The sequence below is a fragment of the Leifsonia sp. genome (assembly GCF_051955155.1).
GTDB lineage: Bacteria > Actinomycetota > Actinomycetes > Actinomycetales > Microbacteriaceae > Leifsonia.
Window position 1 is genome coordinate 24,929 of record NZ_JBQCGZ010000127.1, and the last position, 21,390, is coordinate 46,318.

The following is a 21,390-nucleotide window of genomic DNA, read 5'->3' on the forward strand; positions in this document are numbered from 1 at the left end:
GTGCGGTCCTATCGTCGCTTCGGGAGGTGGTCGCGCGGGCCGGGCCGGCGGCGTTCGGCGCGGTTGGCGAACTCGGCGGCCTGCTCGCGCTCGAACTGGCGGGCCTGCTGCTTGGCGTCGTACTCGGTGTAGGCGTCGACGATGCGGCCGACGAGGCTGTGCCGCACGACGTCCTCGCTGGTCAGCCGCGAGAAGTGGATGTCGTCGATGTTCCCGAGCACGCGCGTCACCAGCCGCAGACCGCTCGCCGCGTTCGGCAGGTCGATCTGGGTGATGTCGCCGGTGACCACCATCTTTGAGTTGAAGCCCAGGCGGGTGAGGAACATCTTCATCTGCTCGGGCGTGGTGTTCTGCGCCTCGTCGAGGATGATGAACGAGTCGTTCAGCGTCCGGCCGCGCATGTAGGCGAGCGGCGCGACCTCGATGGTCCCCGCGGCGAGCAGCTTGGGGACGAGCTCCGGATCCATCATCTCGTTGAGCGCGTCGTAGAGCGGCCGCAGGTACGGGTCGATCTTGTCGGTGAGGGTGCCGGGCAGGTAGCCCAGCCGCTCCCCCGCCTCCACCGCCGGCCGCGTCAGGATGATCCGGTTGACCTCCTTGCGCTGCAACGCCTGCACGGCCTTGGCCATCGCCAGGTAGGTCTTGCCGGTTCCGGCGGGGCCGATGCCGAACACGATGGTGTTGTGGTCGATGGCGTCCACGTACTGGCTCTGGCCGAGCGTCTTCGGCCGGATGCTCTTGCCGCGCGCGGTCAGGATCGCCTGGCCGAGCACGTCGGACGGGCTCAGGTTGAGACCGGTCTGCAGCATCCGTGCCGAGCTGGTCACCTCCGCCGGGCTGATCTCCTGGCCGTTGCGCACCATCAGCAGCAGCTCTTCGAGCAGCCGCCGGGCCGCGTCCACCTGCGCCGGGTCGCCGGTCAGGCTGATCTCGTTCCCGCGCACGTGCACGTTCACGAGCGGGTACTGCCGCTCCAGCGTCGTCAGCAGCCGGTCCTGGGGACCGAGCAGCCGGACCATCTGGATGCCGTCGACGCTGAGTCGCGCCTCCGCACCCGCCTGCGCCGCACCGTCCTGCGCCGCCGTCTGCCCCAGCTCGGCCGCGGCCGATTCCCCCTGTGTCGGATCCTTACTCGGCAAGGCTTCCTTCCTCGAGCCCGCCCTCCGGCGAGCCCAGAACGTGGGCGTGCACGTGGAACACGGTCTGTCCCGCGCCCGCCCCGGTGTTGAAGATCAGACGGAAATCGCCGTCCGCGTGCTCGTCGGCGAGCCGCTTCGCGGTGGCGACGAGCTCGGCCAGCAGCGCCGGGTCGCCGGCCGCCAGCTCGACGACGTCCCGGTACTGCTCGGTCTTCGGAACGACCAGCAGGTGCACGGGAGCCTTCGGCGCGATGTCGCGGAACGCGATGATCCGCTCGCTGTCGAACACGATGTCGGCGGGGATCTCCCCGGCGATGATCCGCGAGAAGATCGAGGGCTGAGCGGTTTCCATGACGTCCATCCTATTCGCCCGGGGCGTCCCGCCTCCCTCGGAATCGCTGTCGGCGGACGCGGGCGCTGGGATCACCAGCGGCCGAGAGCGGCGTTCAGGACGGCGATGGCGGCCGGTCCCGCTGTGGAGGTGCGCAGCACGGTGGCGCCGAGCCGGACGATCTCGCCGCCCGCGTCGCGGAGGGCGTCCAGCTCGGCGGGGGCGATCCCGCCCTCCGGGCCGACGACGAGCGCGAGCGCGCGCCCGTCCGGGCGGATCGAGGTCAGCGGCGTCCCACCGGTCGGCTCGAGCACCAGCAGCCGGTGCGTCGCACCGAGCGCGGCGACCTGGCGGGTGGAGGCCAGCTCGCCGACCTCGGGCGTCCAGGCCCGGATGGACTGCTTGCTCGCCTCGCGCACGATGGCACCCCAGCGGTCGCGCCCCTTGGCGACCTTCTGGCCCTCCCAGCGCGACACCGAGCGGGACGCGGCCCACGGGACGACGGCGTCGATCCCGAGCTCGGTCGCCGCCTGCACGGCGAGCTCGTCGCGGTCGCCCTTCGCGAGCGCCTGGACGAGGGTGATCGACGGCTCGGCGCGCTGCACGCGCTGCACGGAGGCGACGTCGATGGTCAGCTCGGTGTTCGTGGCGACGAGCACCTCGCCCTCGGCGACCAGGCCGCGGCCGTTGCCGATCAGGATGGTCTCGCCCGGCCGGGTGCGGTTGACGGTCGCGGCGTGCTTCGCCTCCGCGCCGGTGAGCGACAGCCGGGCGCCGACCTCGACGTCCTCCAGGTCCTCGCGCAGGTAGAGGGAGCTCATCTCAGAGGTTCAGGAACCGGTCGCGCAGCTTCGCGAACAGCCCCTGCTGGAACCGCGCGAGCGACGGCTCGGCGGCCTTGTGGCTGGACGCGAACTTCTTGATCAGCTCCTTCTCCTTGTGGTCGAGCTTCGTCGGCGTGACCACCTGGATGCCGACGCGCAGGTCGCCACGGCCCTGACCGCGCAGGTGCGTGATACCGCGGTCCTTGACCGTCACGATGTCCGCGCTCTGCGTCCCCGGCTTCAGCTCCAGGCGGATGTCGCCGTCCAGCGCCTTCACGTTCGCGACCGTTCCGAGGATCGCGTCCACCATCGACACCTCCAGCGTGCACAGCAGGTCGTCGCCGTCGCGGCTGAACACGTCGTGGTGCTTCACCTTGATCTCGAGGTAGAGGTCGCCGTTCGGGCCGCCGGCCGGGCCGGCCTCGCCGGAGCCTGGCATCTGCAGGCGCAGGCCGGTGTCGACGCCGGCGGGGATGTCGACCGGGACGGTCCGGCGCGCACGCACGCGGCCCTGGCCCTGGCAGGTGACGCACGGGGTGGCGATCACGGTGCCGTAGCCGCGGCAGGTGCCGCACGGGCTCGAGGTCATCACGTTGCCGAGCAACGAGCGCACCGAGCGCTGGATGCTGCCGGTGCCGTGGCAGATGTCGCACGTGACCGGAGCGGTGCCCGGCTGACAGCACGAGCCGTTGCAGGTCTCGCAGACGACGGCGGTGTCCACCTCGAGGTCGCGGTGCGTGCCGAAGATGACCTCGTCGAGGTCCACCTCCACACGCAGCAGTGCGTCCTGGCCGCGCTCCCGGCGCGAACGCGGACCGCGCTGCGAGCCGCCTCCGCCGAAGAACGTCTCGAAGATGTCGCCGAACCCGGTGAAGTCGGCGCCGCCCCCGCCGCCGAAGCCGGTGGAGCCGCCGAGGTCGTACTGCTGCCGCTGCTGCGGGTCGCTCAGGACGTCATAGGCATGCGTGACGAGCTTGAAGCGCTCCTGCGCCTCGCTGCTCGGATTCACGTCCGGGTGGAGTTCGCGCGCGAGTCTGCGGTACGCCTTCTTGATCTCGTCAGGGGTGGCGTTGCGGTCAACGCCGAGGACTTCGTAATGGTCGGCCACGTACGGTGCGTTCCTTCGTTTCGTTTCGTGTTCAGTCGCCGAGGAGGCGGGAGAGGTAGCGGGCGACGGCGCGCACGGCGGCCATGTTGCCCGAATAGTCCATCCGGAGCGGGCCGAGCAGCCCGACGCGGGCGATGTCCGATCCCGCCGAACTGTAGCCGCTGGACATGACAGAGGTCTCAGCGAGCCCGAAGCCGGCGTTCTCGCGCCCGATGCTGACCGCGACGCCGTGCTGGTCGTGCGCCATCTCGTCGAAGAGCCGCAGCAGCACCACCTGCTCCTCGATCGCCTCCAGGACCGGGGTGATCGTGCCGGGGAAGTCGGTCTCGGTGCGGACCAGGTTCGCGGCGCCGGCCATCATCAGCTTCTCCTGGCGGTTCGCGGCGATCTGGTCGAGCAGCGCGCTCGCCACCGGCGCGACGAGCGTGCGGGTGCGCTCGGTCAGCGCGTCCGGCAGTTGGCGCAGGCGCGCGGCGGCGTCCGCGAGCGACAGGCCGGCGGCGGCGCCGTTGATCGCGCCGCGGATCTCGGCGATGTCCGCGTCCTCGAGCTCCTCGTTCAGCTCGATGACCCGCTGCTCCACCGCTCCGGAGTCGGTGATCAGGACGCTCAGCAGCCGGCGCGGGGCCAGGGCGACCAGCTCGATGTGCCGGATCCGGGAGCGCGCGACGGAGGGATACTGCACGAGCGCGACCTGGTTGGTCAGCTGCGAGAGCAGCCGGACCGTGCGCGAGAGCACGTCGTCGAGGTCGAGCGACTGCCCGAGGAAGGTCTCGATGGCCGTCCGCTGCGCAGGGCTGAGCGGCCGGGCCTCCGCCAGGTGGTCGACATAGAGCCGGTAGCCCTTGTCGGTGGGGACGCGTCCGGACGAGGTGTGCGGAGCGGCGATCAGCTCCTCCTCCTCGAGCAGCGCCATGTCGTTGCGGATCGTCGCGGCGGAGACGCCGAACGAGTGCCGCTCGACGATGCTCTTCGACCCGACCGGCTCGCGCGACTCGACGTAGTCCTGGACGATCACGCGAAGCACCTCGAGGCTGCGTTCCGAGACCATGCGGCCGCCTCCCGTCGTTCGTTAGCACTCAACGTTCCTGAGTGCCAATCATATCCCGCGGAACCCGGTAACGGATGATTGCCCACAGTGTCGGCCGGCAGTACTGTGTGCCCACCGGTTCGACAGAGGTCGCAACCGACCAGGAAAGGGTTCCGACATGACAGACCCGAATCAGCCCCCGGCCGACGGCCAGGGCGACGTCCCCCCGTCACAGCCCTACGGCCAGCAGCCCTACGGACAGCAGCCATACGGCCAGCCCGCCGGACAGCCGGCGGGGGCCGTCCCTCCCCAGCAGCCGTACGGAGCGGCGCCCGGCGCCGCAGCCCCCGGCGCGCCGCTCACCGCCGAGCAGGACAAGCAGTGGGCGTCGTTCGCCCACCTTGGCGGCATCCTCTGGTTCCTTCCGTCGCTGATCATCTGGCTGGTCTTCAAGGACCGCGGCCGGCTGACCGACCAGGAGGCGAAGGAGGCCCTGAACTGGCAGATCACCTGGATCATCGCCTGGGTGGCTTCGCAGATCATCGGCGTCATCATCGGCTCGTTCACCTTCGGCATCGGCTGGCTGCTGTTCAGCCTGCTCATCCCCTGGGCCCTGTACGTCGTGAACCTGGTGTTCTCGATCCTCGGGTTCGTGCGAGTGAACAGCGGAGGCGCGTACCGCTACCCGATCAACTTCCGGTTCATCAAGTAGGGAAACACTCTCGGCGTCTTCTCAGATTCACCCTCGGCCCCCTAGGCTGAGAGCCGTCAACCGTTCCCCATGGAGGAGAAGAGACCCATGTCCGCAACGCCCCCGCCGCCGCCCCAGCAGCCGTACGGAGGTGCAGCGCAGCAGCTGAGCCCGGCCGACGAGAAGCTCTGGGCCACCCTGGTGCACGTCGGCGGCATCCTGTTCAACTGGATCCCCGCCCTCATCGGCTACCTCGTGCTCAAGGACCGCGGACCGTTCGTCCGCGCCCACACCGCGACCGCGCTGAACTTCCAGATCACGCTGTTCATCGCCTACGTGGTGGGCTGGATCCTGTCGATCGTCGGCATCGGACTGCTGATCGTCGCCGCCGTCTGGGTCGTCAACATCGTGTTCAGCATCATCGCGGCCGTGAAGGCCAACCAGGGCGCGTACTACACGTACCCGATCGCGATCAAGTTCATCAGCTGAGCACGGAGGACTCGTCCTCCGGCAGCAGCCGCCGAACAACGGCGTCCGCCAGAAGCCGCCCTCGCAGGGTCAGCACCACCGACCCGGCGAGGGCGGCTTTCGCGTCCACCAGGCCGTCCGCGATGAGCCCGGCCACGGCCGTCCGGCCGGAGGCCTCCAGCTCGGCGACGCTCAGCCCGTCGCGGATGCGGGTGAGCAGCAGGACGCGCTCGACACGCCGGGTCTCCGCATCCAGCGTCTCGCGCCCGGCGGCGGGAGACTCCCCCGCCAGCACGCGCTGGGCGTACGCGGCGGGATGCTTCACGTTCCACCAGCGGACCCCGCCGACGTGGCTGTGCGCGCCGGGGCCGACGCCCCACCAGTCGTGGCCGAGCCAGTAGGACAGGTTGTGCCGCGAACGGTGCGCGTCGTCCTTCGCCCAGTTGCTCACCTCGTACCAGCCGTAGCCGGCCGCGGCCAGCCGCGCGTCGGCGAGCTCGTACATGTCCGCCTCGAGGTCGTCGTCCGGCTCCGCGACCTGGCCGGAGCGGATCTGCCTGGCGAGCTTCGTGCCCGGCTCCACGATCAGCGCGTACGCGGAGAGGTGGTCGGGCGCGCACGCGAGTGCGGTGTCCAGCGAGCGCTCCCAGTCCGCGAGCGACTCCCCCGGCGTACCGTATATGAGGTCGAGGCTGACCTGGAGGCCGGCCTGCCTCGCCCACTCGACGACCAGCGGGATGCGCTCCGGGTCGTGGGTGCGCTCCAGCGTCGCCAGGACGTGCGGGACGGCGGACTGCATCCCGAACGAGACGCGCGTGAAGCCGGCGTCGGCGAGCCGGCGCAGGTCGTCGGCGTCGACGGAGTCCGGGTTCGCCTCCGTCGTCACCTCGGCGCCGGGCGCGAGGCCCCAGGCGTCGCGAACGGCGCCCAGCATCGCGCCGAGGTCGCCCGGCGGGAGCAGGGTCGGCGTCCCGCCCCCGAAGAACACCGTGGAGACGGGCCGCGCGGGGAGGCCGCTGGCCTCGAGCGCGCGGGCGGCGAACTCCACCTCGCGCACCGCGTGCCCCGCGTAGTCGGACTGCGAGACGCCGCGCAACTCCGTCGCGGTGTAGGTGTTGAAGTCGCAGTAGCCGCAGCGCACCCGGCAGAACGGCACGTGCAGGTAGACGCCGAAGTCGCGTCCCGCGGCGCCGTCCGCCGCGCTCGCGGGCAGGAGGCCGTCGGCCGGGGCCGGATCCCCCAGCGGAAGCGTGCTCGGCATCAGACGGACCGGGCGGGGTGCAGCGAGCGGAGGTAGCGCTTGGTGAACCGGTTCTGCTGCATCCGCAGCACCGGGTAGCCGATGCGGTAGAACGCGTTGGACGGCCGGGAGAACGCGCGCAGCACGAACCAGACGGTGCCGTCGTCGCGCCGCTCGACGAGGAACGCCTCCTCGCCGCTCTGCGGGTGGCCGTGCAGCGTCCCGTAGCCGAAGCCCTTGCGGTGCGGCTCATCCACCACGTAGACGATGCGGATGGGCGCTTTGACGTGGAACGGGCCGAACGGGACGCGCAGCACCGCGGTCATCCCGTTGCGGATGTACGGCGACCCGTCGTCGGCGAAGACGTCCTCCTCGACGCGGTGCTCGCGCATCCCGCGCGGGGAGCCGTCGGCGTTGAACTCGATGCCCTCGTACTGCACGCCGGTGCCCTCGTCCACCTGGGTCACCTGGATGCCGCTGCCGCGCTGCACGCCCCACGTCATCAGGGACGCCGCGGCCGACTCGAAGCGCTCGTCACCGCTGCCCAGCCGCACTTTCCGCTCCAGCGGCCGATAGCCCTTCGGCGGATAGTAGAGCAGGTCGTCCGCCTGGGTGCCGCCGACGGCACCGTACGTGACGGGCTGATCGGTGAAGGTGGTCCTGCGCATGCTGCAACTCTACTTGCGACGTGACTGTTGCTGTTCGGTACGTTGCGACCGTGCTCGCGCAGGGGCAGTCGTACCGAGCCGGCTCAGTCGCGCTACTTCTTGTCCTTCTTCTCGGTGTCGCCGGAGAGCGCGGCGATGAACGCCTCCTGGGGGACCTCGACGCGGCCGACCATCTTCATGCGCTTCTTGCCCTCCTTCTGCTTCTCCAGGAGCTTGCGCTTGCGCGTGATGTCGCCGCCGTAGCACTTGGCGAGGACGTCCTTGCGCATCGCGCGGATGTTCTCGCGCGCGATGATCCTGGCGCCGATCGCCGCCTGGATGGGCACCTCGAACTGCTGGCGAGGGATCAGCTCGCGCAGGCGCCCGGCCATCATGGTGCCGTACGCGTACGCCTTGTCGCGGTGCACGATCGCGCTGAACGCGTCCACCTGCTCGCCCTGCAGCAGGATGTCGACCTTCACGAGGTCCGCCTCCTGCTCGCCGAACGGCTCGTAGTCGAGCGAGGCGTAGCCGGCGGTGCGGCTCTTGAGCTGGTCGAAGAAGTCGAAGACGATCTCGCCGAGCGGCATCGTGTAGCGGATCTCGACGCGGTCCTCGCCGAGGTACTCCATGCCGAGCAGGGAGCCGCGGCGGCTCTGGCAGAGCTCCATGATCACACCGACGTAGTCCTTCGGGGCGAGGATGGCCGCCTTGACGATCGGCTCCTCCACCTTGTCGATCTTGCCGGTCGGGAACTCGCTGGGGTTGGTGACCGTGACCACCTTCTTGTCCTCGGTGGTGACCTCGTAGATCACGCTCGGGGCGGTGGTGATCAGGTCGAGCCCGAACTCGCGCGAGAGCCGCTCGGTGATGATCTCCAGGTGCAGCAGGCCGAGGAAGCCGCAGCGGAACCCGAAGCCGAGGGCGACCGAGGTCTCCGGCTCGTAGACGAGGGCGGCGTCCGACAGCTTGAGCTTGTCGAGCGCCTCCCGGAGCTCGGGATAGTCGCTGCCGTCGATCGGGTAGAGGCCGGAGAAGACCATCGGCTTCGGCTCGGTGTAGCCGGCCAGGGCGTCGGTCGCGGGCTTGGCGGCCGAGGTGACGGTGTCGCCGACCTTCGACTGGCGGACGTCCTTCACGCCGGTGATCAAGTAACCGACCTCGCCGACGCCGAGGCCCTTCGACGGCGTCGGCTCCGGGGAGGAGACGCCGATCTCGAGGATCTCGTGGGTGGCCCTGGTGGACATCATCTGGACGCGCTCGCGCGGGCTGAGCTTGCCGTCCACCATGCGGACGTAGGTGACGACGCCCCGGTAGCTGTCGTACACGGAGTCGAAGATCATGGCGCGGGCGGGTGCGTCGGCGACGCCGACCGGCGCCGGGATCTCCTGCACGACCCGGTCGAGCAGAGCGTCGACGCCCATCCCGGTCTTGCCGGAGACGCGCAGCACGTCCTCCGGCTTGCCGCCGATCAGGCTGGCGAGCTCCTGCGCGTACTTGTCGGGGTCAGCGGCGGGCAAGTCGATCTTGTTGAGCACGGGGATGATCGTCAGGTCGTTCTCGAGCGCGAGGTACAGGTTCGCGAGCGTCTGGGCCTCGATGCCCTGTGCGGCGTCGACCAGCAGGATGGCGCCCTCGCACGCGGCGAGCGAGCGGGACACCTCGTAGGTGAAGTCGACGTGACCGGGCGTGTCGATCATGTTCAGGGCGAAGGTCTGCCCGTCGAGCTCCCACGGCATCCTGACGGCCTGGCTCTTGATCGTGATGCCGCGCTCGCGCTCGATGTCCATGCGGTCGAGGTACTGCGCCCGCATGTCGCGCTCGGCGACGACGCCGGTGATCTGCAGCATCCGGTCGGCCAGGGTCGACTTGCCGTGGTCGATGTGGGCGATGATGCAGAAGTTGCGGATGGAGGCCGGATCGGTCGCGGCGGGCTCGAGGGCCTTCAAAGCTCGTGGTGACATCGTGCGCTCATTCTCCCATGAACCGCCCCCACCTCCCGAAACAGCCGAGTACGCAGAAAGTGCGGCCGAAACGGCCGAGTACGCAGATGATCTGCGTACTCGGCCGTTTCGGGTCAGGCGAAGCGGGTGGAGCGCTCGGTGACGTGGGGGGCGCCGTCCTGCCAGCGGTAGACCTCGGTGCCGTCGATGAAGACGCGCTCGGCGCGCGAGTTCACATCGAGCGGGTCGCCGGACCAGACGACCACGTCGCCGTCGAGTCCCGGCTTCAGGGCGCCGACGCGGTCGTCCAGTCCGAGGAACGAGGCCGGGTTCACGGTCAGGGCCTCCAGCGCCGTCTGCCGGGGCAGCCCCTCCTTCACGGCGAGCGACGCCTGGTGCACCAGGAAGTTGATCGGGACGACGGGGTGGTCGGTCGTGATCGCGACGCGGACGCCAGCGGCGGCGATCTTCGCGAGGTTGCCGATGGCGCGGTCGCGCAGCTCGACCTTGGAGCGCGAGGTGAACATCGGCCCGAAGATCACGGGAATGTCGCGCTCGGCGAGCACGTCCGCGATCTTGTGGCCCTCGGTGCCGTGGTTGACGACGAGCCGGTAGCCGAACTCGTCCGCGAGGCGGATGGCGGTCGCGATGTCGTCGTGGCGGTGGGTGTGCTGGTCCCAGACCAGCTCGCCGTCGAGCACCCGCACCAGGGTCTCCTTGGCGAGGTCGCGCGCGAACGGCTTGCCCTCGCGCTCGGCGTCGTCGCGCTGGGCGCGGTAGTTCTGCGCCTCGACGAAGGCCTCGCGGATGATCATGGCGACGCCGAGGCGCGTGCTCGGGGTCTGGTTCTTGCCGCCGTAGACCCGCTTGGGGTTCTCGCCGAGCGCCGACTTCACGCTCACGGCGGCGCGGATGACCTGCTCGTCGATCGTGCGCCCGCCCCAGCTCTTCAGCGCGACGGACTGGCCGCCGATCGGGTTGCCGGAGCCCGGCTTGACGACGATGGCGGTCACGCCGCCCGCGAGCGCGTCGCGGAAGCCCTCGTCGTCGATGTTCACGGCATCGATCGCGCGGACGGCCGCGGTGTTCGGGGTCGTCATCTCGTTGGTGTCGTCGCCGGCGGGGCCGTTCGCCTCCTCGTGGATGCCGACGTGGCCGTGCGCCTCGACGAAGCCGGGGAGGACCCACTTGCCTGCGGCGTCGAGGACGGTCACGCCCTCCGGCACGGTGATCTCGGCCGCGGTCCCGACGGCGGCGATCCTGCCGTCCTGGATGAGGACGGTCCCGTTCTCGATGGGCTCCCCCGCGACGGGGACGACGTAGGCGCCGACGATGGCGATGCTGGATGCGGTCATGGCGTCGAGCCTACGCTCGCGCCGGTGCCGGGAATGCGGCCGGGGGCGCTGCGTTGTCCCCTCGCATGAGCATTCTCCTGACCGGCGCGACCGGCTACATCGGATCCTCCGTCCTCCCCCGCCTCCTCGAGGAGGGCCACACCGTGACCGCCCTGGTCCGCGACGACGCGAAGGCGGAGGCCGTCAGGGCCGCCGGCGCCACCGCCGTCGTCGGCGACGCGACGGACGCCGCGCTGGTGGCCCGGCTCGCGGCGGAGAGCGACGGCGTGATCCACCTCGCGTCCGCCTCCGACGTCGACCCCGGGTTCGTCGCCGCCATCCTGGAGGGACTGGGCGAGAGCGGCAAGCCGTTCGTGCACACGGGCGGGATCTGGACGTACGGCTCCAACGCGGACATCGCGGAGGACTCCCCCGTCGCCCCGCCGGCGCTCACGGCCTGGCGTGGCGCCAGCGAGGCGGTCGTGCTCCGCGCGTCAGGCGCACGTGGCATGGTCGTCGTGCCCTCCATCGTCTATGGCCGCGGCGCCGGGCTCGCGCGGCTGATCGTGGACGCGCCGCGCGGCGAGGGCGTCGCGCCCGCGCTGCGCCTGATCGGCGACGGGACGCAGCACTGGGCGACCGTGCACGTGGACGACCTGGCCGCGCTGTACGTGCTCGCGCTGGAGAACGGCGAGGCGGGCGCGGTGTACATCGGCGCCAGCGGCGCCAACCCGACCGTGCGCGAGCTCGGCGAGCTGGCGGCGCGCGCGGCCGACGTCGCCGGCGGCGTGCAGGAGGAGACGGTCGAGGAGACCTCGGCGCGCCTCGGCTCCGGGCTCGCGGAGGCGCTGCTGCTGGACCAGCAGGCGCGCGGCTCGAAGGCGCGCATCGACCTGGGCTGGGAGCCGAACGGTCCGGCGCTCGCGGATGAGATCGCCGCGGGCTCCTACGCCCCGGAGACGGCGCGGGCCTGACCCCGCGCCCCCGCGGTCGCCGCCGACATCGCCCGCGGCGGCGACCGCGTTTTGGGAACCCGGGAGCGCGCTGCTAAAGTTGTTTGTTGGCTTGCGTGTGGTGTACCGCACGAACGCCGCGAGGCGCCCTCTCTCGCTGAGCGGCACATCCGAAACTCACCTTACGAACGAAAGTAACCATCCGTGGCAAACATCAAGTCGCAGATCAAGCGCAACCGCACCAACAAGAAGGCGCAGGAGCGCAACAAGGCCGTCAAGAGCGAGCTGAAGACCGCCGTGCGCGCCGCGCGCGAGGCCGTCGTCGCCGGTGACAAGGAGAAGGCGACCGCGGCGCTGCGTCTCGCCACCAAGAAGCTCGACAAGGCCGCCAGCAAGGGTGTGATCCACAAGAACCAGGCGGCGAACCGCAAGTCGGCCATCGCCAAGCAGGTCTCCGCGCTCTGACGCATCGACTCCGCGGGCACTGACCCGCGCCGCGACGAGCCCCCGTCCCGAGGACCCCGGTCCCAGGGAACGGGGGCTCGTTGCATGTCCGGGTGGTCGCGCGGGCCGCGGCGGCCGCGACTGGCGCTCAGCCGCGTCCGCGCGCGCTGACGATGCGGATCATCCGTTCGAGCGCGAACACCGGGTCGCGGCCGCCGCCCTTCACGTTGGCGTCCGTCTCCGCGAGCACCTCGATGACCCGGCCGAGCCCGTCCTCGCTCCAGCCCGCCAGATCCCGGCGCGCACGATCCACTTGCCACGGCGCGAGACCGAACTGCTGGGCGAGCTGGCCGGATCCGCCGCGCGCTCCGGACAGCTTCGCCATCGTCCGGATCTTGCTGGCGAACGCGGCCACCATCGGAACCGGGTCGGCACCGGAGGCGAGGGCGTGCCGCATGGTGACCAGCGCCTCGCCGTGCCTGCCGGCGATCGCGGCGTCGGCCACCTGGAACGCGTTCGTCTCCACGCGGCCGCCGTAGTACTTGTCGACCGTCGCCTCCGTGATCTGCTCGGCGGAGTCGGACAGCAGCTGCTGGCAGGCCGCCGCGAGCTCGGCGAGGTCGTCGGCGAACGCCGAGGTGATGGCGCGGAGCGCTCCCGGGGTGATCTTGCGACCGGCCGCCTGGAACTCGGCCTGTGCGAACTCGTACTTCTCGGCGTCCTTCTTGAGCTCCGTGCAGACGACCTCGATGCCGCCGCCCGTGCCCGAGCGGATCGCGTCGAGCAGCTTCTTGCCTCGCACCCCTCCGGCGTGCCGGAGCACGACGACCGTGCCGTCCGCCGGGGCGGGCAGATAGTCCAGCATCTCGGTGAGGAACGCGTCCCCGCACTTCTCGACGGCGTCGACCCGGATGAGCCGCGGCTCGCCGAACAGGGAGGGGCTCGCGAGCGTGAGCAGCTCGCCCGGCGCGTAGTCCGCCGCCGAGATGTCGCTGATCTCGAGGCTGGCGTCCTCCGCCTTGAGCGCGTCGCGCAGCATCCGCCCGGCGCGGTCGGCGAGGAAGCCCTCCGTCCCGGAGATGAGGACGACCGGAGCCGGCCGGATCTGGTTCCACGCGAGCTGCGGGATCGCGCTTGCCGTCCGTCCCTTGCTCGCGCCGGCTCTGCTGTTGCCTCTGGTCGCCACGTTCCTCCTCGTCCGTATCCAGGATAGAGGCGACCACCGGCACCGGAGTCCGCTGCCCGCTCCGTCCACAGTCGCGGTCCGTCCGGTCCAGGCGAGACCAGCAGCAGACCGGAGAGATCGGTGCGCGCCACCGCGGTTCCCGTCGCCGCGAGCGTGGCGAGCGCGCGAGCCGTCGGATGCCCGTAGCCGTTGTCCGCGCCGACCGACACCAGCGCGAGGCGCGCACCGAGCGCCGCGTACAGGCGCGCGCTCTGGTCCGAGGAGCCGTGGTGCGCGACCTTGACCACGGAGGCCTGCCGGACCGTTCCGGTCGCGAGCAGCGCATCCTGCGCCCCGGCGTCGAGGTCGCCGAGGAAGACAGTCCGCAGCCCGTCGCCCTCCGTCTCGACGACGAGGCTGCCGCTGTTTCCCGAGACCGGCGGCCCGGCGCGCGGCGGCGCCAGCAGGCGCCAGTCGACGGAGCCGCTCCCGCCGGCGTCGCCCGGGGGGCCGGGGGCGTCGCGCGCGTCCGCGAGCTCGCGAAGGATGGCCTCGTCGGCCGGCCGGTCCGGCTCCCCGACGTAGGCGCGGCCGACCCGGCCCAGAACGCCGGAGAGCCCGCCGACGTGGTCGGCGTCGTAGTGGGTGAGGACGAGCATGCTCAGCCGGCCGATCCCGAGCCGGTCGAGGCAGGCGACGGCGGGCTCCGGCTCGCGGCCGACGTCGATCATCGCGACCTCTCCCCCGCTCCGGACCAGCAGGGCGTCGCCCTGGCCGACGTCGCACGCGGCGACCTGCCAGTCCCGAGGGAGGGCGAGCGCCCCGCCGAGGGCCGTTCCGCCGGTCACGCCGGCGTAGACGAGCCCGCCGCCGGCGAGGGCGAGCGCAGCGGACGAGCCGACCGCCTTCGGCAGCCGACGCCGCGCGAGCAGCACGCAGACCAGGACGACCGCCACCACGGCGAGCCCCGCGCCGGCACCGCCCGCCGGCCACGGCAGCGCGTGACCCGGCAGCCCCGCGGCGAGGTGCGCGACCGCGGCGATCCACGCCGAGGGCGCCCAGGCGAGCCACACCAGCCCCTGCCCGAGCAGGGGCGCCCACGGCAGCAGGAGGCACGCGAGGCAGCCGAGCACAGTGGCGACCGGCGCCGCGGGCGCGGTGACCAGGTTCGCGAGCACGCCGTACAGCGGGATAGCCGGGGCCAGCAGCACGAGGACCGGCTGACAGGCGAGCTGCGCGGCCGCGGGGATCGCCATGGCCGCGGCGACCGCGTGCGGCATCCAGCGCGTGAGAGCAGCCGTGAACGGACCGGCGAGCAGCAGGAGACCGGCGGTCGCCAGGGCCGACAGGGCGAAGCCGTAGTCGCGCGCGAGCCACGGATCGTGCACGAGCAGCACGATGGCGGCGAGCGCGAGGGCCGGCAGTCCGTCGGCCGGTCGCCCCCTGGCGAGCCCGAGCAGCACCACGCCGGCCATCGTGGCGGCGCGGAGCACGCTCGCGCCAGGCCCCACCAGGAGGACGAAGAGCAGCAGCACGACGCACGCAGCGAGGATGCGGGTCCGTCGGCCGGCCCCCAGCCACGACGCCACCAGGAAGGCGAGCCCAGTGACCAGGGCGCAGTTCGCGCCGGACACCGCGGTCAGATGACTGAGCGAGCTCGCCTTCATCGCGGCGTCCAGGGGCGCGCCGACGGCCGTCTCGTCTCCGATCGCCAGGCCGGGGAGGAGCGCGCCGCCGTCTCCGGACGTCCGCGCGGCGGCGCGCGCGAACGCGACGTGCACGGGCGTCGTCCACGCGAGCCATCCGGGCGGCGGTGCGATCGACGCCGGGCCGTCCGCGTAGACCGTGTAGGAGGCCGCGTCGCCGTCGTGGCGCTCCCGGATGGAGCCGGTGACGCCGAGCACGGCGCCGAGGCCGTAGCCGCGCACCGCGTCGACCGTGCCGGCGAGCACGACGTCGACGGGGACGGACGCCGACCCGCCGCCGTCGATCTCCGTCGCCGTTCCCCGGAGGCGCCAGCGCTGCTCCCCGTCGAAGCCCGCGTCCATGCCGCGCGGGGCGCTCTCGACGCGCACCGAGAGGGAGATCGGCGTTCTCGAGTCCACGGCCGCCTCCAGTCGCCCGTCCGTGCGGGACGGCGCCTGCGCCGCGACCGAGAACAGCCCGAGGCCGCACGCGGCGGCCGCCACGGCGCCGAGGACCAGGCCTCCGCGGAGCCGGGAACGACGGTCCGTCCCGGTCACCACGGCACACGCGACGCACAGGACCGCCGCAAGCCCGGCAGCGACAGCCATCCACCCCGCGGCCCACCCCGCCGCGGGGAAGCCGACCGCGAGCGCCGTCGCCGCCCACAGGGCGGCGGCAGGGATGGCGAGGCGCAGGTCCGGCATCACACCCGCACCCGGTCCTTCAGGCCGTCGAAGACCTTCTGTCCGATGCCCGTCACCTGCATCAGATCGTCGACGCTCGCGAAACCGCCGTTCGCCGTCCGCCACTCCAGGATCCGCTGGGCGAGCGCCGGGCCGATCCTCGGCAGCTCTTCCAGCTGGTCCTGCGTCGCCGCGTTGAGGTCGATCACTCCGTCCGACGGAGCGCCGGCGGCCGCGGGAGGCGCCGCCTCGCCGGCGTGCGGGACGCGCAGCTGCTCGCCGTCCTGCACCGGGCGGGCGAGGTTGATCCCGTCGGCGTCGGCGTCCTCGGCCAGCCCGCCCGCCGCGGCCACCGCGTCCACCACGCGCGCGCCCGCCTGAAGCTCGACCAGGCCGGGCGCGCGCACCGCACCCGCCACGTGCACGAACAGCAACGATGCTCCCGGCGAGCCGGACACCGCGGCCGGCGTGGCCGAGGACCGGCCCTTCCCGGCCGCGGCCACCGGGGCCGAACCACCACCGCCCGCAGCCGCTACGGAGACGAGCACGGCGACCACGAACGCGGCGACGAGCAGGACGACGGCGGCCCCGATCGTCACCCGCAGTCGCCGTCGCGGGCGCGTCTCCTGGTCGTGGTCGTCGGATCGATGTCGCATGCCCCGACGCTAGGCGGCGGGCGGCAGCGGCCGGCCCGGATCGCCGGATCGGTGCACAGACGACGACGGCGGCCCTCCTGTGGAGGACCGCCGCCGGAAAACGCAGCGTCGTCAGCCGCGCGGGCGCGTTGCGATGTTCACCAGTCGCGGAGCCCGGACGATGACGTTGACGATCTCGCGGTCGCCGACCGTCCGCACCACCGCCTCCGAGCCGCGGGCCAGCGCCTCCAGCTCGTCGCCGGAGATCTTGGGAGACACCTCCACCCGGTCGCGCACCTTGCCGTCGACCTGGATGATCGCGGTCACCGACTCCTCGATCAGCAGCGTCGGATCGGCCTTGCGCCACGGCACCAGGGCGATGGAGGGCTCGTAGCCGAGCTTCTCCCACATGTCCTCAGCGGTGTACGGCGCGAACAGGTTCAGGGCCATCGCGGTCACCTCGGCGGCCTCGCGCACCGCGGCGTCCGCGGGGCCGGCGCCGCTGTCGATCGTCTTGCGGGTCGCGTTGACCAGCTCCATCAGCCGGGCGACGACGACGTTGAACTTGAACGACTCGACCAGTCCGGGCGCGTCCGCCAGGAAGCGGTGCGTCACGCGCCGCAGCGCGGGATCGCCGGTCTTCCAGACCACGTCCGGCGCGCTGGTGACGTCGTGCGCGATGCGCCAGGCGCGGGCCAGGAACTTCGCGCTCCCGGACGGCGAGACGTCCGCCCAGTCGATGTCATCCTCCGGCGGGCCGGCGAAGGACATCGTCAGGCGCACCGCGTCGACGCCGTGCTCGTCCAGCTGCTCGGACAGCTTGACCAGGTTGCCGCGTGACTTGCTCATCGCGGAGCCGTCCATCAGCACCATGCCCTGGTTCAGCAGCGCGGTGAACGGCTCGGTGAAGCTGATCGAGCCCAGGTCGAACAGCACCTTGGTGATGAACCGGGCGTACAGCAGGTGCAGGATCGCGTGCGTCACCCCGCCGACGTACTGGTCGACCGGCGCCCACTTCTCCGCCTCGCGCGGGTCGAACGCCTGGGTGTCGTCGTTCGCCGACAGGAAGCGCAGGAAGTACCAGGAGCTGTCGACGAACGTGTCCATCGTGTCCGTGTCGCGCTTCGCGGGGCCGCCGCAGTTCGGGCAGCTGACGTTGACCCAGTCGCTCGCGGCGCCCAGCGGGCTCGTGCCCTTGGGCTGCAGGTCCAGCCCCTCGGCCGGTGGCAGCAGCACGGGCAGCTGGTCCTCCGGCACCGGGACCTCTCCGCACTGCTCGCAGTGGATGATCGGGATGGGCGTCCCCCAGTAGCGCTGGCGGGAGATCAGCCAGTCGCGCAGGCGGAAGTTCTTCGCAGGCGCGCCCAGGTGGGAGCCCTGCAGCGCCTCGGTGACCCGCCGGATCGCGTTCGACTTGCTCAGCCCGTCGAACGGCCCGGAGTTGATCAGCCGGCCATCACCGGTCAGTGCGACGCCGGTCTCGGCCGGGCTCTCCAGCGGAGCGGACTCCGGCAGGATCGGCTCGCCCGTCTCCGGGTCGGTCGGGATGATCGGCATCGCGCCGGTGACCGGCTGCGTCGTGTCCACCACCACCCGCACCGGCAGGTCGAAGGCGCGCGCGAAGTCCAGGTCGCGCTGGTCGTGCGCGGGCACGGCCATGATCGCGCCGTGACCGTAGTCGCTCAGCACGTAGTCCGCCGCCCAGATCGGGATGCGCTCGCCGGTCAGCGGGTTGGTCGCGTGCCGCTCCAGGAAGACGCCGGTCTTCTCGCGCTCAGTGCTCAGCCGGTCCATCTCGGTGGTGCCACGCACCGCCTCCAGGTACGAGTCGAAGCGGGCCCGCACCTCGGGCCGCGCGTCCTCGACCAGCTCGGCGGCCAGGTCGGAGTCCGGCGCGACCACCATGAACGTCACGCCGTACAGCGTGTCCGGCCGCGTGGTGTACACGGTGACCGGCTCGTCGCGGCCCTCGATGGCGAACTGGACGTCGGCTCCCGTGGAGCGGCCGATCCAGTTGCGCTGCATGGAGATGACCTTCGACGGCCAGGCGCCCTCCAGCTGGTTCAGGTCGTCCAGCAGGCGGTCCGCGTAGTCCGTGATGCGGAAGTACCACTGGGTCAGCTTCTTCTTGGTGACCAGGTTGTCGCAGCGCTCGCAGCGCCCGTTCACGACCTGCTCGTTCGCCAGCACCGTCTGGTCGAACGGGCACCAGTTCACCTGGGACGCCTTGCGGTACGCCAGGCCCTTCTCGTACAGCTTTAGGAACAGCCACTGGTTCCACTTGTAGTACGACGGGTCGCAGGTCTGCAGCACGCGGTCCCAGTCGAAGCTCGGCGCGTAGCGGCGCATCGAGGCCTTCTGCTGGGCGATGTTGTCATATGTCCAGCCGCGCGGGTCCAGCCCGCGCTTGATCGCGGCGTTCTCCGCAGGCAGGCCGAACGCGTCCCAGCCGATCGGGTGCAGCACGTTGAAGCCCTGGTGGCGCCAGTAGCGGGCGATCACGTCGCCCAGCGCGTAGGCCTCCGCGTGGCCCATGTGCAGGTCGCCGGAGGGGTACGGGAACATGTCGAGGACGTACTTGCGCGGACGCTTGTCGTCCGGGTCGTCCGTCGCGAACGGCTTCAGCTCGTCCCAGACCGGAAGCCACTTCCGCTGGATCTCGGCGAAGTCGTAGTGCGCACCGGTCTCTGCGACCGGTGCCGTTCCTGCATCGTGCTCGTGTGCCACGTGACTCTCTCTCGAATGGCGCCGCGGCCCTGTGCTGGCGTATCGCGCGGCGAGAAGACGTCGGGCCGGAGCCCGAGCTTCCAGAGTACTAAACGTTGGAGGCGTTCAGTCCGTTCCCAGCGCGCTCGAAGCCGACCGCCCGGAACAGCGCTGCGGCCTTCACGCCCACCTCGTCGAGCTCCTCCTCCGGCACCGAGAGGGCGGTGATGCCTCCGCCCGCCCCGACCGTCGCCGTCCCCGCCCGGAACCGGATGCTGCGGATCACCATCGCGAGGTCGGCAGACCCGTCGGCGCCCAGCATCCCGAAGCACCCGGCGTAGACGCCGCGCGGACCGTGTTCGAGCCGCGACAGGATGCGCATCGCGCTGAGCTTCGGGGCCCCGGTCATCGACCCGGCGGGAAAGCACGCGGCGATCGCGTCCACCGCACAGAGCCCCGGCCGCAGCCGGCCCTCGACCGTGCTGACGAGCTGGTGGACCTGCGCGTACGACTCGACGGCGAGCAGGGCGGAGACGGACACCGACCCCACCTCGCAGACCCGGCCGAGGTCGTTGCGCATCAGGTCGACGATCATCACGTTCTCGGCGCGCTCCTTCTCGCTCGCCTCGAGCTCTGCGCGCAGCCGGACGTCGTCCGCGACGGTCGTCCCGCGCGGGCGCGTCCCCTTGATCGGCTTCGTGCGCACCAGGCCGGTCGGCTCCACCCGCAGGAACTGCTCCGGCGACGAGCTCACCAGCGTCTCCCCCGCGATACGGACCAGCCCGCCGTGATGCGAGGGGCTCGCGCGCCGCAGCCGCAGGTGCACCGCGAGCGGATCCGCCGCGGTCGCCCCGGTCGCCGTGTTGGTGAGGCAGAGCTGGTACGCGTCGCCGGCGCGGATGGCGTCCTGGCAGGCCCGGATGCGGGCCAGGTAGTCGGCGTCGCCGTGCCGCCAGGTGGCCGTCGCGGCGGGGACCGGGTGGGCCGCCGCGTAGGCGTCGGCCGTGCCGGCGGCGGCGCGCAGCGCACGGACGGCGGCGTCGAGCCAGCCGTCCTCCGCCTCGGACCCAGCGCGTGCATCCACGACGTCGACCGCGCCGGTGGCGTGGTCGACGACGACCAGTCGGTCCACGAACAGGAACGCGACATCCGCGCCGCCGTCGCGCTTCACGGGCACGCCCAGCGCGGCCGCGCCGGCCTCGTAGCCGATCCAGCCCATCCAGCCGACGGGATTCTCGGCGGCGGCGCCCGCCAGCGGCGCGCGCAGCGTGTCGAGCACGCTCAGGTCGGCACCCGTCACGACTCGGCCTCCGGTTCCGAGGATGCTCCTGCCGGTCGTCGCGCCCGGTCCCGCGTCCAGCCACACCGCGTCCCCGTCCGCGAACAGCGCGACGAAGGCGTCGGCCGAGTCGACCGCGACGTCGAGCCGGTGCACGCGGGGGGTGGTTGGCACTGCATTAGCCTAGGCGAATGGATGCGACCGCCACCCTGTACGACTGGGCCGCCGGGGAGCTGGCCGTCCGCGACGACTGCGAGCTCGCCGAGACCGAACTGCTGGTGGCCGATTCCTTCCTGGTGGACGAGGGACGCGTGCTCGCCCTGCGGCTGCACCGCTCGCGCTTCCTGGAGTCGCTGCGGGAGCAGGGTCACACGGACCGCGCGGACGCCGCCGCCTTCTGGGATGCGGGCGTCGCACTGCTGCCGCCGACCGGCCGGTGGTTCCCGCGGTTCGAGCTGGTGCGCAGCCGCGACGCCCTGCGCCTGCGCTTCCGGCTGCGCACGGCGCCCGCGCTCGGCGAGACGCTGGTCGTCGCCACCGCCTCCGGCGACCCCCGGCAGCTGCCGCACCTGAAGGGTCCCGACATCGAGCGACTGGGCGTGCTCCGGCAGCTGGCGCAGAAGCGCGGAGCCCAGGAGGCTGTCATCCTCGACGGCGGTCACGTCTCCGACGGCGCGACCACCGCGCTGCTCTGGTGGCGCGGGAACACGCTCTACGCTCCCCCGTTCGAGCTCGAGCGCGTCGACAGCGTCGCGGCCCGCACCGTGCGCGGGATCGCCGCGGCGCTCGGCGTTCCGGTCGACGAGGAGACCGCGCGCCCCGCGGAGCTCGCCGGCGCGAACCTCTGGGCCGTGAACGCCCTGCACGGCATCCGCGAGGTGACCTCGTGGGTCGACGGCCCCGCGCTCGCGCGCGACCCCGCCCGCGCGGCCTCCTGGCGCACCCGCTTCACCGCCCTCTCCCGCCCCCTCCCCTGACCGGGGGGGGGGGCGCGGCAGGGAGTGGGGCGCGCCGGGGGTGGGGGGGGGGGCTGGCTGGGGCGGGCGGGGGGGGGGGGCGGGGCTGGGGTGGGGGGGGGGGGGCG

Annotated in this window: 18 protein-coding genes and 1 pseudogene; 5 read left to right on the top strand and 14 right to left on the bottom strand. The window is 71.9% G+C overall.

Features of this window, described 5'->3' with window-relative positions; genetic code table 11:
- Positions 1-8: 8 nt before the first annotated feature.
- The 5 genes from ACTHMF_RS13770 to hrcA all read right to left on the bottom strand — a co-directional run bounded on the left by ACTHMF_RS13770 (position 9) and on the right by hrcA (position 4,453).
- A complete protein-coding gene (locus ACTHMF_RS13770) occupies positions 9-1,019 on the bottom strand; it encodes a PhoH family protein (protein WP_314147467.1) in 1,011 nt (336 codons plus the stop codon).
- 109 nt (positions 1,020-1,128) lie between these two features.
- Positions 1,129-1,491: a histidine triad nucleotide-binding protein gene (locus ACTHMF_RS13775; protein ID WP_314147457.1), complete on the bottom strand. Its 363-nt coding sequence runs from the start codon at positions 1,489-1,491 to the stop codon at positions 1,129-1,131.
- Between the two features lie 71 nt (positions 1,492-1,562).
- On the bottom strand, positions 1,563-2,291 hold the full coding sequence (locus ACTHMF_RS13780; RefSeq protein WP_440318355.1) for a 16S rRNA (uracil(1498)-N(3))-methyltransferase: 729 nt from the start codon (positions 2,289-2,291) through the stop codon (positions 1,563-1,565).
- A 1-nt stretch (position 2,292) separates the two neighbouring features.
- Positions 2,293-3,402 (bottom strand): molecular chaperone DnaJ, encoded by a 1,110-nt coding sequence (gene dnaJ, locus ACTHMF_RS13785; RefSeq protein WP_314147459.1) that lies wholly within the window; start codon positions 3,400-3,402, stop codon positions 2,293-2,295.
- Between the two features lie 31 nt (positions 3,403-3,433).
- Positions 3,434-4,453: a heat-inducible transcriptional repressor HrcA gene (hrcA, locus tag ACTHMF_RS13790; RefSeq protein ID WP_440318357.1), complete on the bottom strand. Its 1,020-nt coding sequence runs from the start codon at positions 4,451-4,453 to the stop codon at positions 3,434-3,436.
- Between the two features lie 157 nt (positions 4,454-4,610).
- Between hrcA and ACTHMF_RS13795 the strand changes: the two genes are divergently transcribed.
- Complete coding sequence (locus ACTHMF_RS13795; RefSeq protein WP_440318359.1) at positions 4,611-5,144, top strand: DUF4870 domain-containing protein; 534 nt, start codon at positions 4,611-4,613, stop codon at positions 5,142-5,144.
- Between the two features lie 87 nt (positions 5,145-5,231).
- Complete coding sequence (locus ACTHMF_RS13800; protein ID WP_314147462.1) at positions 5,232-5,612, top strand: DUF4870 domain-containing protein; 381 nt, start codon at positions 5,232-5,234, stop codon at positions 5,610-5,612.
- Here ACTHMF_RS13800 and hemW read toward each other — a convergent pair.
- From hemW to ACTHMF_RS13820, 4 genes are all read right to left on the bottom strand, one after another.
- Complete coding sequence (gene hemW / locus ACTHMF_RS13805) at positions 5,605-6,852, bottom strand: radical SAM family heme chaperone HemW (RefSeq protein ID WP_314147463.1); 1,248 nt, start codon at positions 6,850-6,852, stop codon at positions 5,605-5,607. The genes ACTHMF_RS13800 and hemW overlap by 8 nt on opposite strands.
- Positions 6,852-7,499: a DUF1990 family protein gene (locus tag ACTHMF_RS13810; RefSeq protein WP_440318361.1), complete on the bottom strand. Its 648-nt coding sequence runs from the start codon at positions 7,497-7,499 to the stop codon at positions 6,852-6,854. Before ACTHMF_RS13810 ends, hemW begins: the two co-directional genes overlap by 1 nt.
- Before the next feature lie 92 nt (positions 7,500-7,591).
- A complete protein-coding gene (gene lepA, locus ACTHMF_RS13815) occupies positions 7,592-9,442 on the bottom strand; it encodes a translation elongation factor 4 (RefSeq protein WP_440318363.1) in 1,851 nt (616 codons plus the stop codon).
- 113 nt (positions 9,443-9,555) lie between these two features.
- Entirely contained in the window at positions 9,556-10,776 is a 1,221-nt protein-coding gene (locus ACTHMF_RS13820; RefSeq protein WP_440318365.1) for an amidohydrolase, read from the bottom strand.
- Positions 10,777-10,841: 65 nt separating this feature from the next.
- Between ACTHMF_RS13820 and ACTHMF_RS13825 the strand changes: the two genes are divergently transcribed.
- Together ACTHMF_RS13825 and rpsT are read left to right on the top strand one after the other, a co-directional pair.
- Positions 10,842-11,729 carry an NAD-dependent epimerase/dehydratase family protein gene (locus tag ACTHMF_RS13825; RefSeq protein ID WP_440318367.1) on the top strand — a complete coding sequence of 296 codons (888 nt, stop codon included), beginning with the start codon at positions 10,842-10,844 and terminating at the stop codon, positions 11,727-11,729.
- 183 nt (positions 11,730-11,912) lie between these two features.
- Positions 11,913-12,173, top strand: coding sequence for a 30S ribosomal protein S20 (gene rpsT / locus ACTHMF_RS13830; RefSeq protein WP_348787766.1), 261 nt, complete (start codon positions 11,913-11,915; stop codon positions 12,171-12,173).
- Between the two features lie 127 nt (positions 12,174-12,300).
- Here the strand turns inward: rpsT and holA are convergent, their stop codons facing one another.
- The 5 genes and pseudogenes from holA to pabB form a co-directional block, all read right to left on the bottom strand.
- Positions 12,301-13,338 carry a DNA polymerase III subunit delta gene (gene holA, locus ACTHMF_RS13835; RefSeq protein ID WP_440318368.1) on the bottom strand — a complete coding sequence of 346 codons (1,038 nt, stop codon included), beginning with the start codon at positions 13,336-13,338 and terminating at the stop codon, positions 12,301-12,303.
- Between the two features lie 260 nt (positions 13,339-13,598).
- Positions 13,599-15,707 (bottom strand): annotated as a pseudogene (locus tag ACTHMF_RS13840) (ComEC/Rec2 family competence protein); the annotation flags it as partial.
- Positions 15,707-16,342 carry a ComEA family DNA-binding protein gene (locus ACTHMF_RS13845; RefSeq protein WP_440318370.1) on the bottom strand — a complete coding sequence of 212 codons (636 nt, stop codon included), beginning with the start codon at positions 16,340-16,342 and terminating at the stop codon, positions 15,707-15,709. The gene ACTHMF_RS13845 and the pseudogene ACTHMF_RS13840, both read right to left, overlap by 1 nt.
- A 111-nt stretch (positions 16,343-16,453) precedes the next feature.
- A complete protein-coding gene (gene leuS, locus ACTHMF_RS13850; protein ID WP_440318372.1) occupies positions 16,454-19,048 on the bottom strand; it encodes a leucine--tRNA ligase in 2,595 nt (864 codons plus the stop codon).
- 88 nt (positions 19,049-19,136) lie between these two features.
- On the bottom strand, positions 19,137-20,480 hold the full coding sequence (pabB, locus tag ACTHMF_RS13855) for an aminodeoxychorismate synthase component I (RefSeq protein WP_440318374.1): 1,344 nt from the start codon (positions 20,478-20,480) through the stop codon (positions 19,137-19,139).
- Positions 20,481-20,497: 17 nt separating this feature from the next.
- Here pabB and ACTHMF_RS13860 point away from each other — a divergent pair, with 17 nt between their 5' ends.
- The gene (locus ACTHMF_RS13860; protein ID WP_440318375.1) at positions 20,498-21,283 is read left to right on the top strand and encodes an aminotransferase class IV; all 786 of its coding nucleotides are present in this window, start codon (positions 20,498-20,500) and stop codon (positions 21,281-21,283) included.
- Positions 21,284-21,390 lie beyond the last annotated feature (107 nt).

Coding starts and splice junctions, on each gene's coding strand:
- ACTHMF_RS13770 (WP_314147467.1), bottom strand. CDS start 1,019: ATGGTCCGGCTGCTCGGTCCCCAGGACCGGCTGCTGACGACGCTGGAG.
- ACTHMF_RS13775 (WP_314147457.1), bottom strand. CDS start 1,491: ATGGAAACCGCTCAGCCCTCGATCTTCTCGCGGATCATCGCCGGGGAG.
- ACTHMF_RS13780 (WP_440318355.1), bottom strand. CDS start 2,291: ATGAGCTCCCTCTACCTGCGCGAGGACCTGGAGGACGTCGAGGTCGGC.
- hrcA (WP_440318357.1), bottom strand. CDS start 4,453: ATGGTCTCGGAACGCAGCCTCGAGGTGCTTCGCGTGATCGTCCAGGAC.
- ACTHMF_RS13795 (WP_440318359.1), top strand. CDS start 4,611: ATGACAGACCCGAATCAGCCCCCGGCCGACGGCCAGGGCGACGTCCCC.
- ACTHMF_RS13800 (WP_314147462.1), top strand. CDS start 5,232: ATGTCCGCAACGCCCCCGCCGCCGCCCCAGCAGCCGTACGGAGGTGCA.
- hemW (WP_314147463.1), bottom strand. CDS start 6,852: ATGCCGAGCACGCTTCCGCTGGGGGATCCGGCCCCGGCCGACGGCCTC.
- ACTHMF_RS13810 (WP_440318361.1), bottom strand. CDS start 7,499: ATGCGCAGGACCACCTTCACCGATCAGCCCGTCACGTACGGTGCCGTC.
- lepA (WP_440318363.1), bottom strand. CDS start 9,442: ATGTCACCACGAGCTTTGAAGGCCCTCGAGCCCGCCGCGACCGATCCG.
- ACTHMF_RS13820 (WP_440318365.1), bottom strand. CDS start 10,776: ATGACCGCATCCAGCATCGCCATCGTCGGCGCCTACGTCGTCCCCGTC.
- ACTHMF_RS13825 (WP_440318367.1), top strand. CDS start 10,842: ATGAGCATTCTCCTGACCGGCGCGACCGGCTACATCGGATCCTCCGTC.
- ACTHMF_RS13845 (WP_440318370.1), bottom strand. CDS start 16,342: ATGCGACATCGATCCGACGACCACGACCAGGAGACGCGCCCGCGACGG.
- ACTHMF_RS13860 (WP_440318375.1), top strand. CDS start 20,498: ATGGATGCGACCGCCACCCTGTACGACTGGGCCGCCGGGGAGCTGGCC.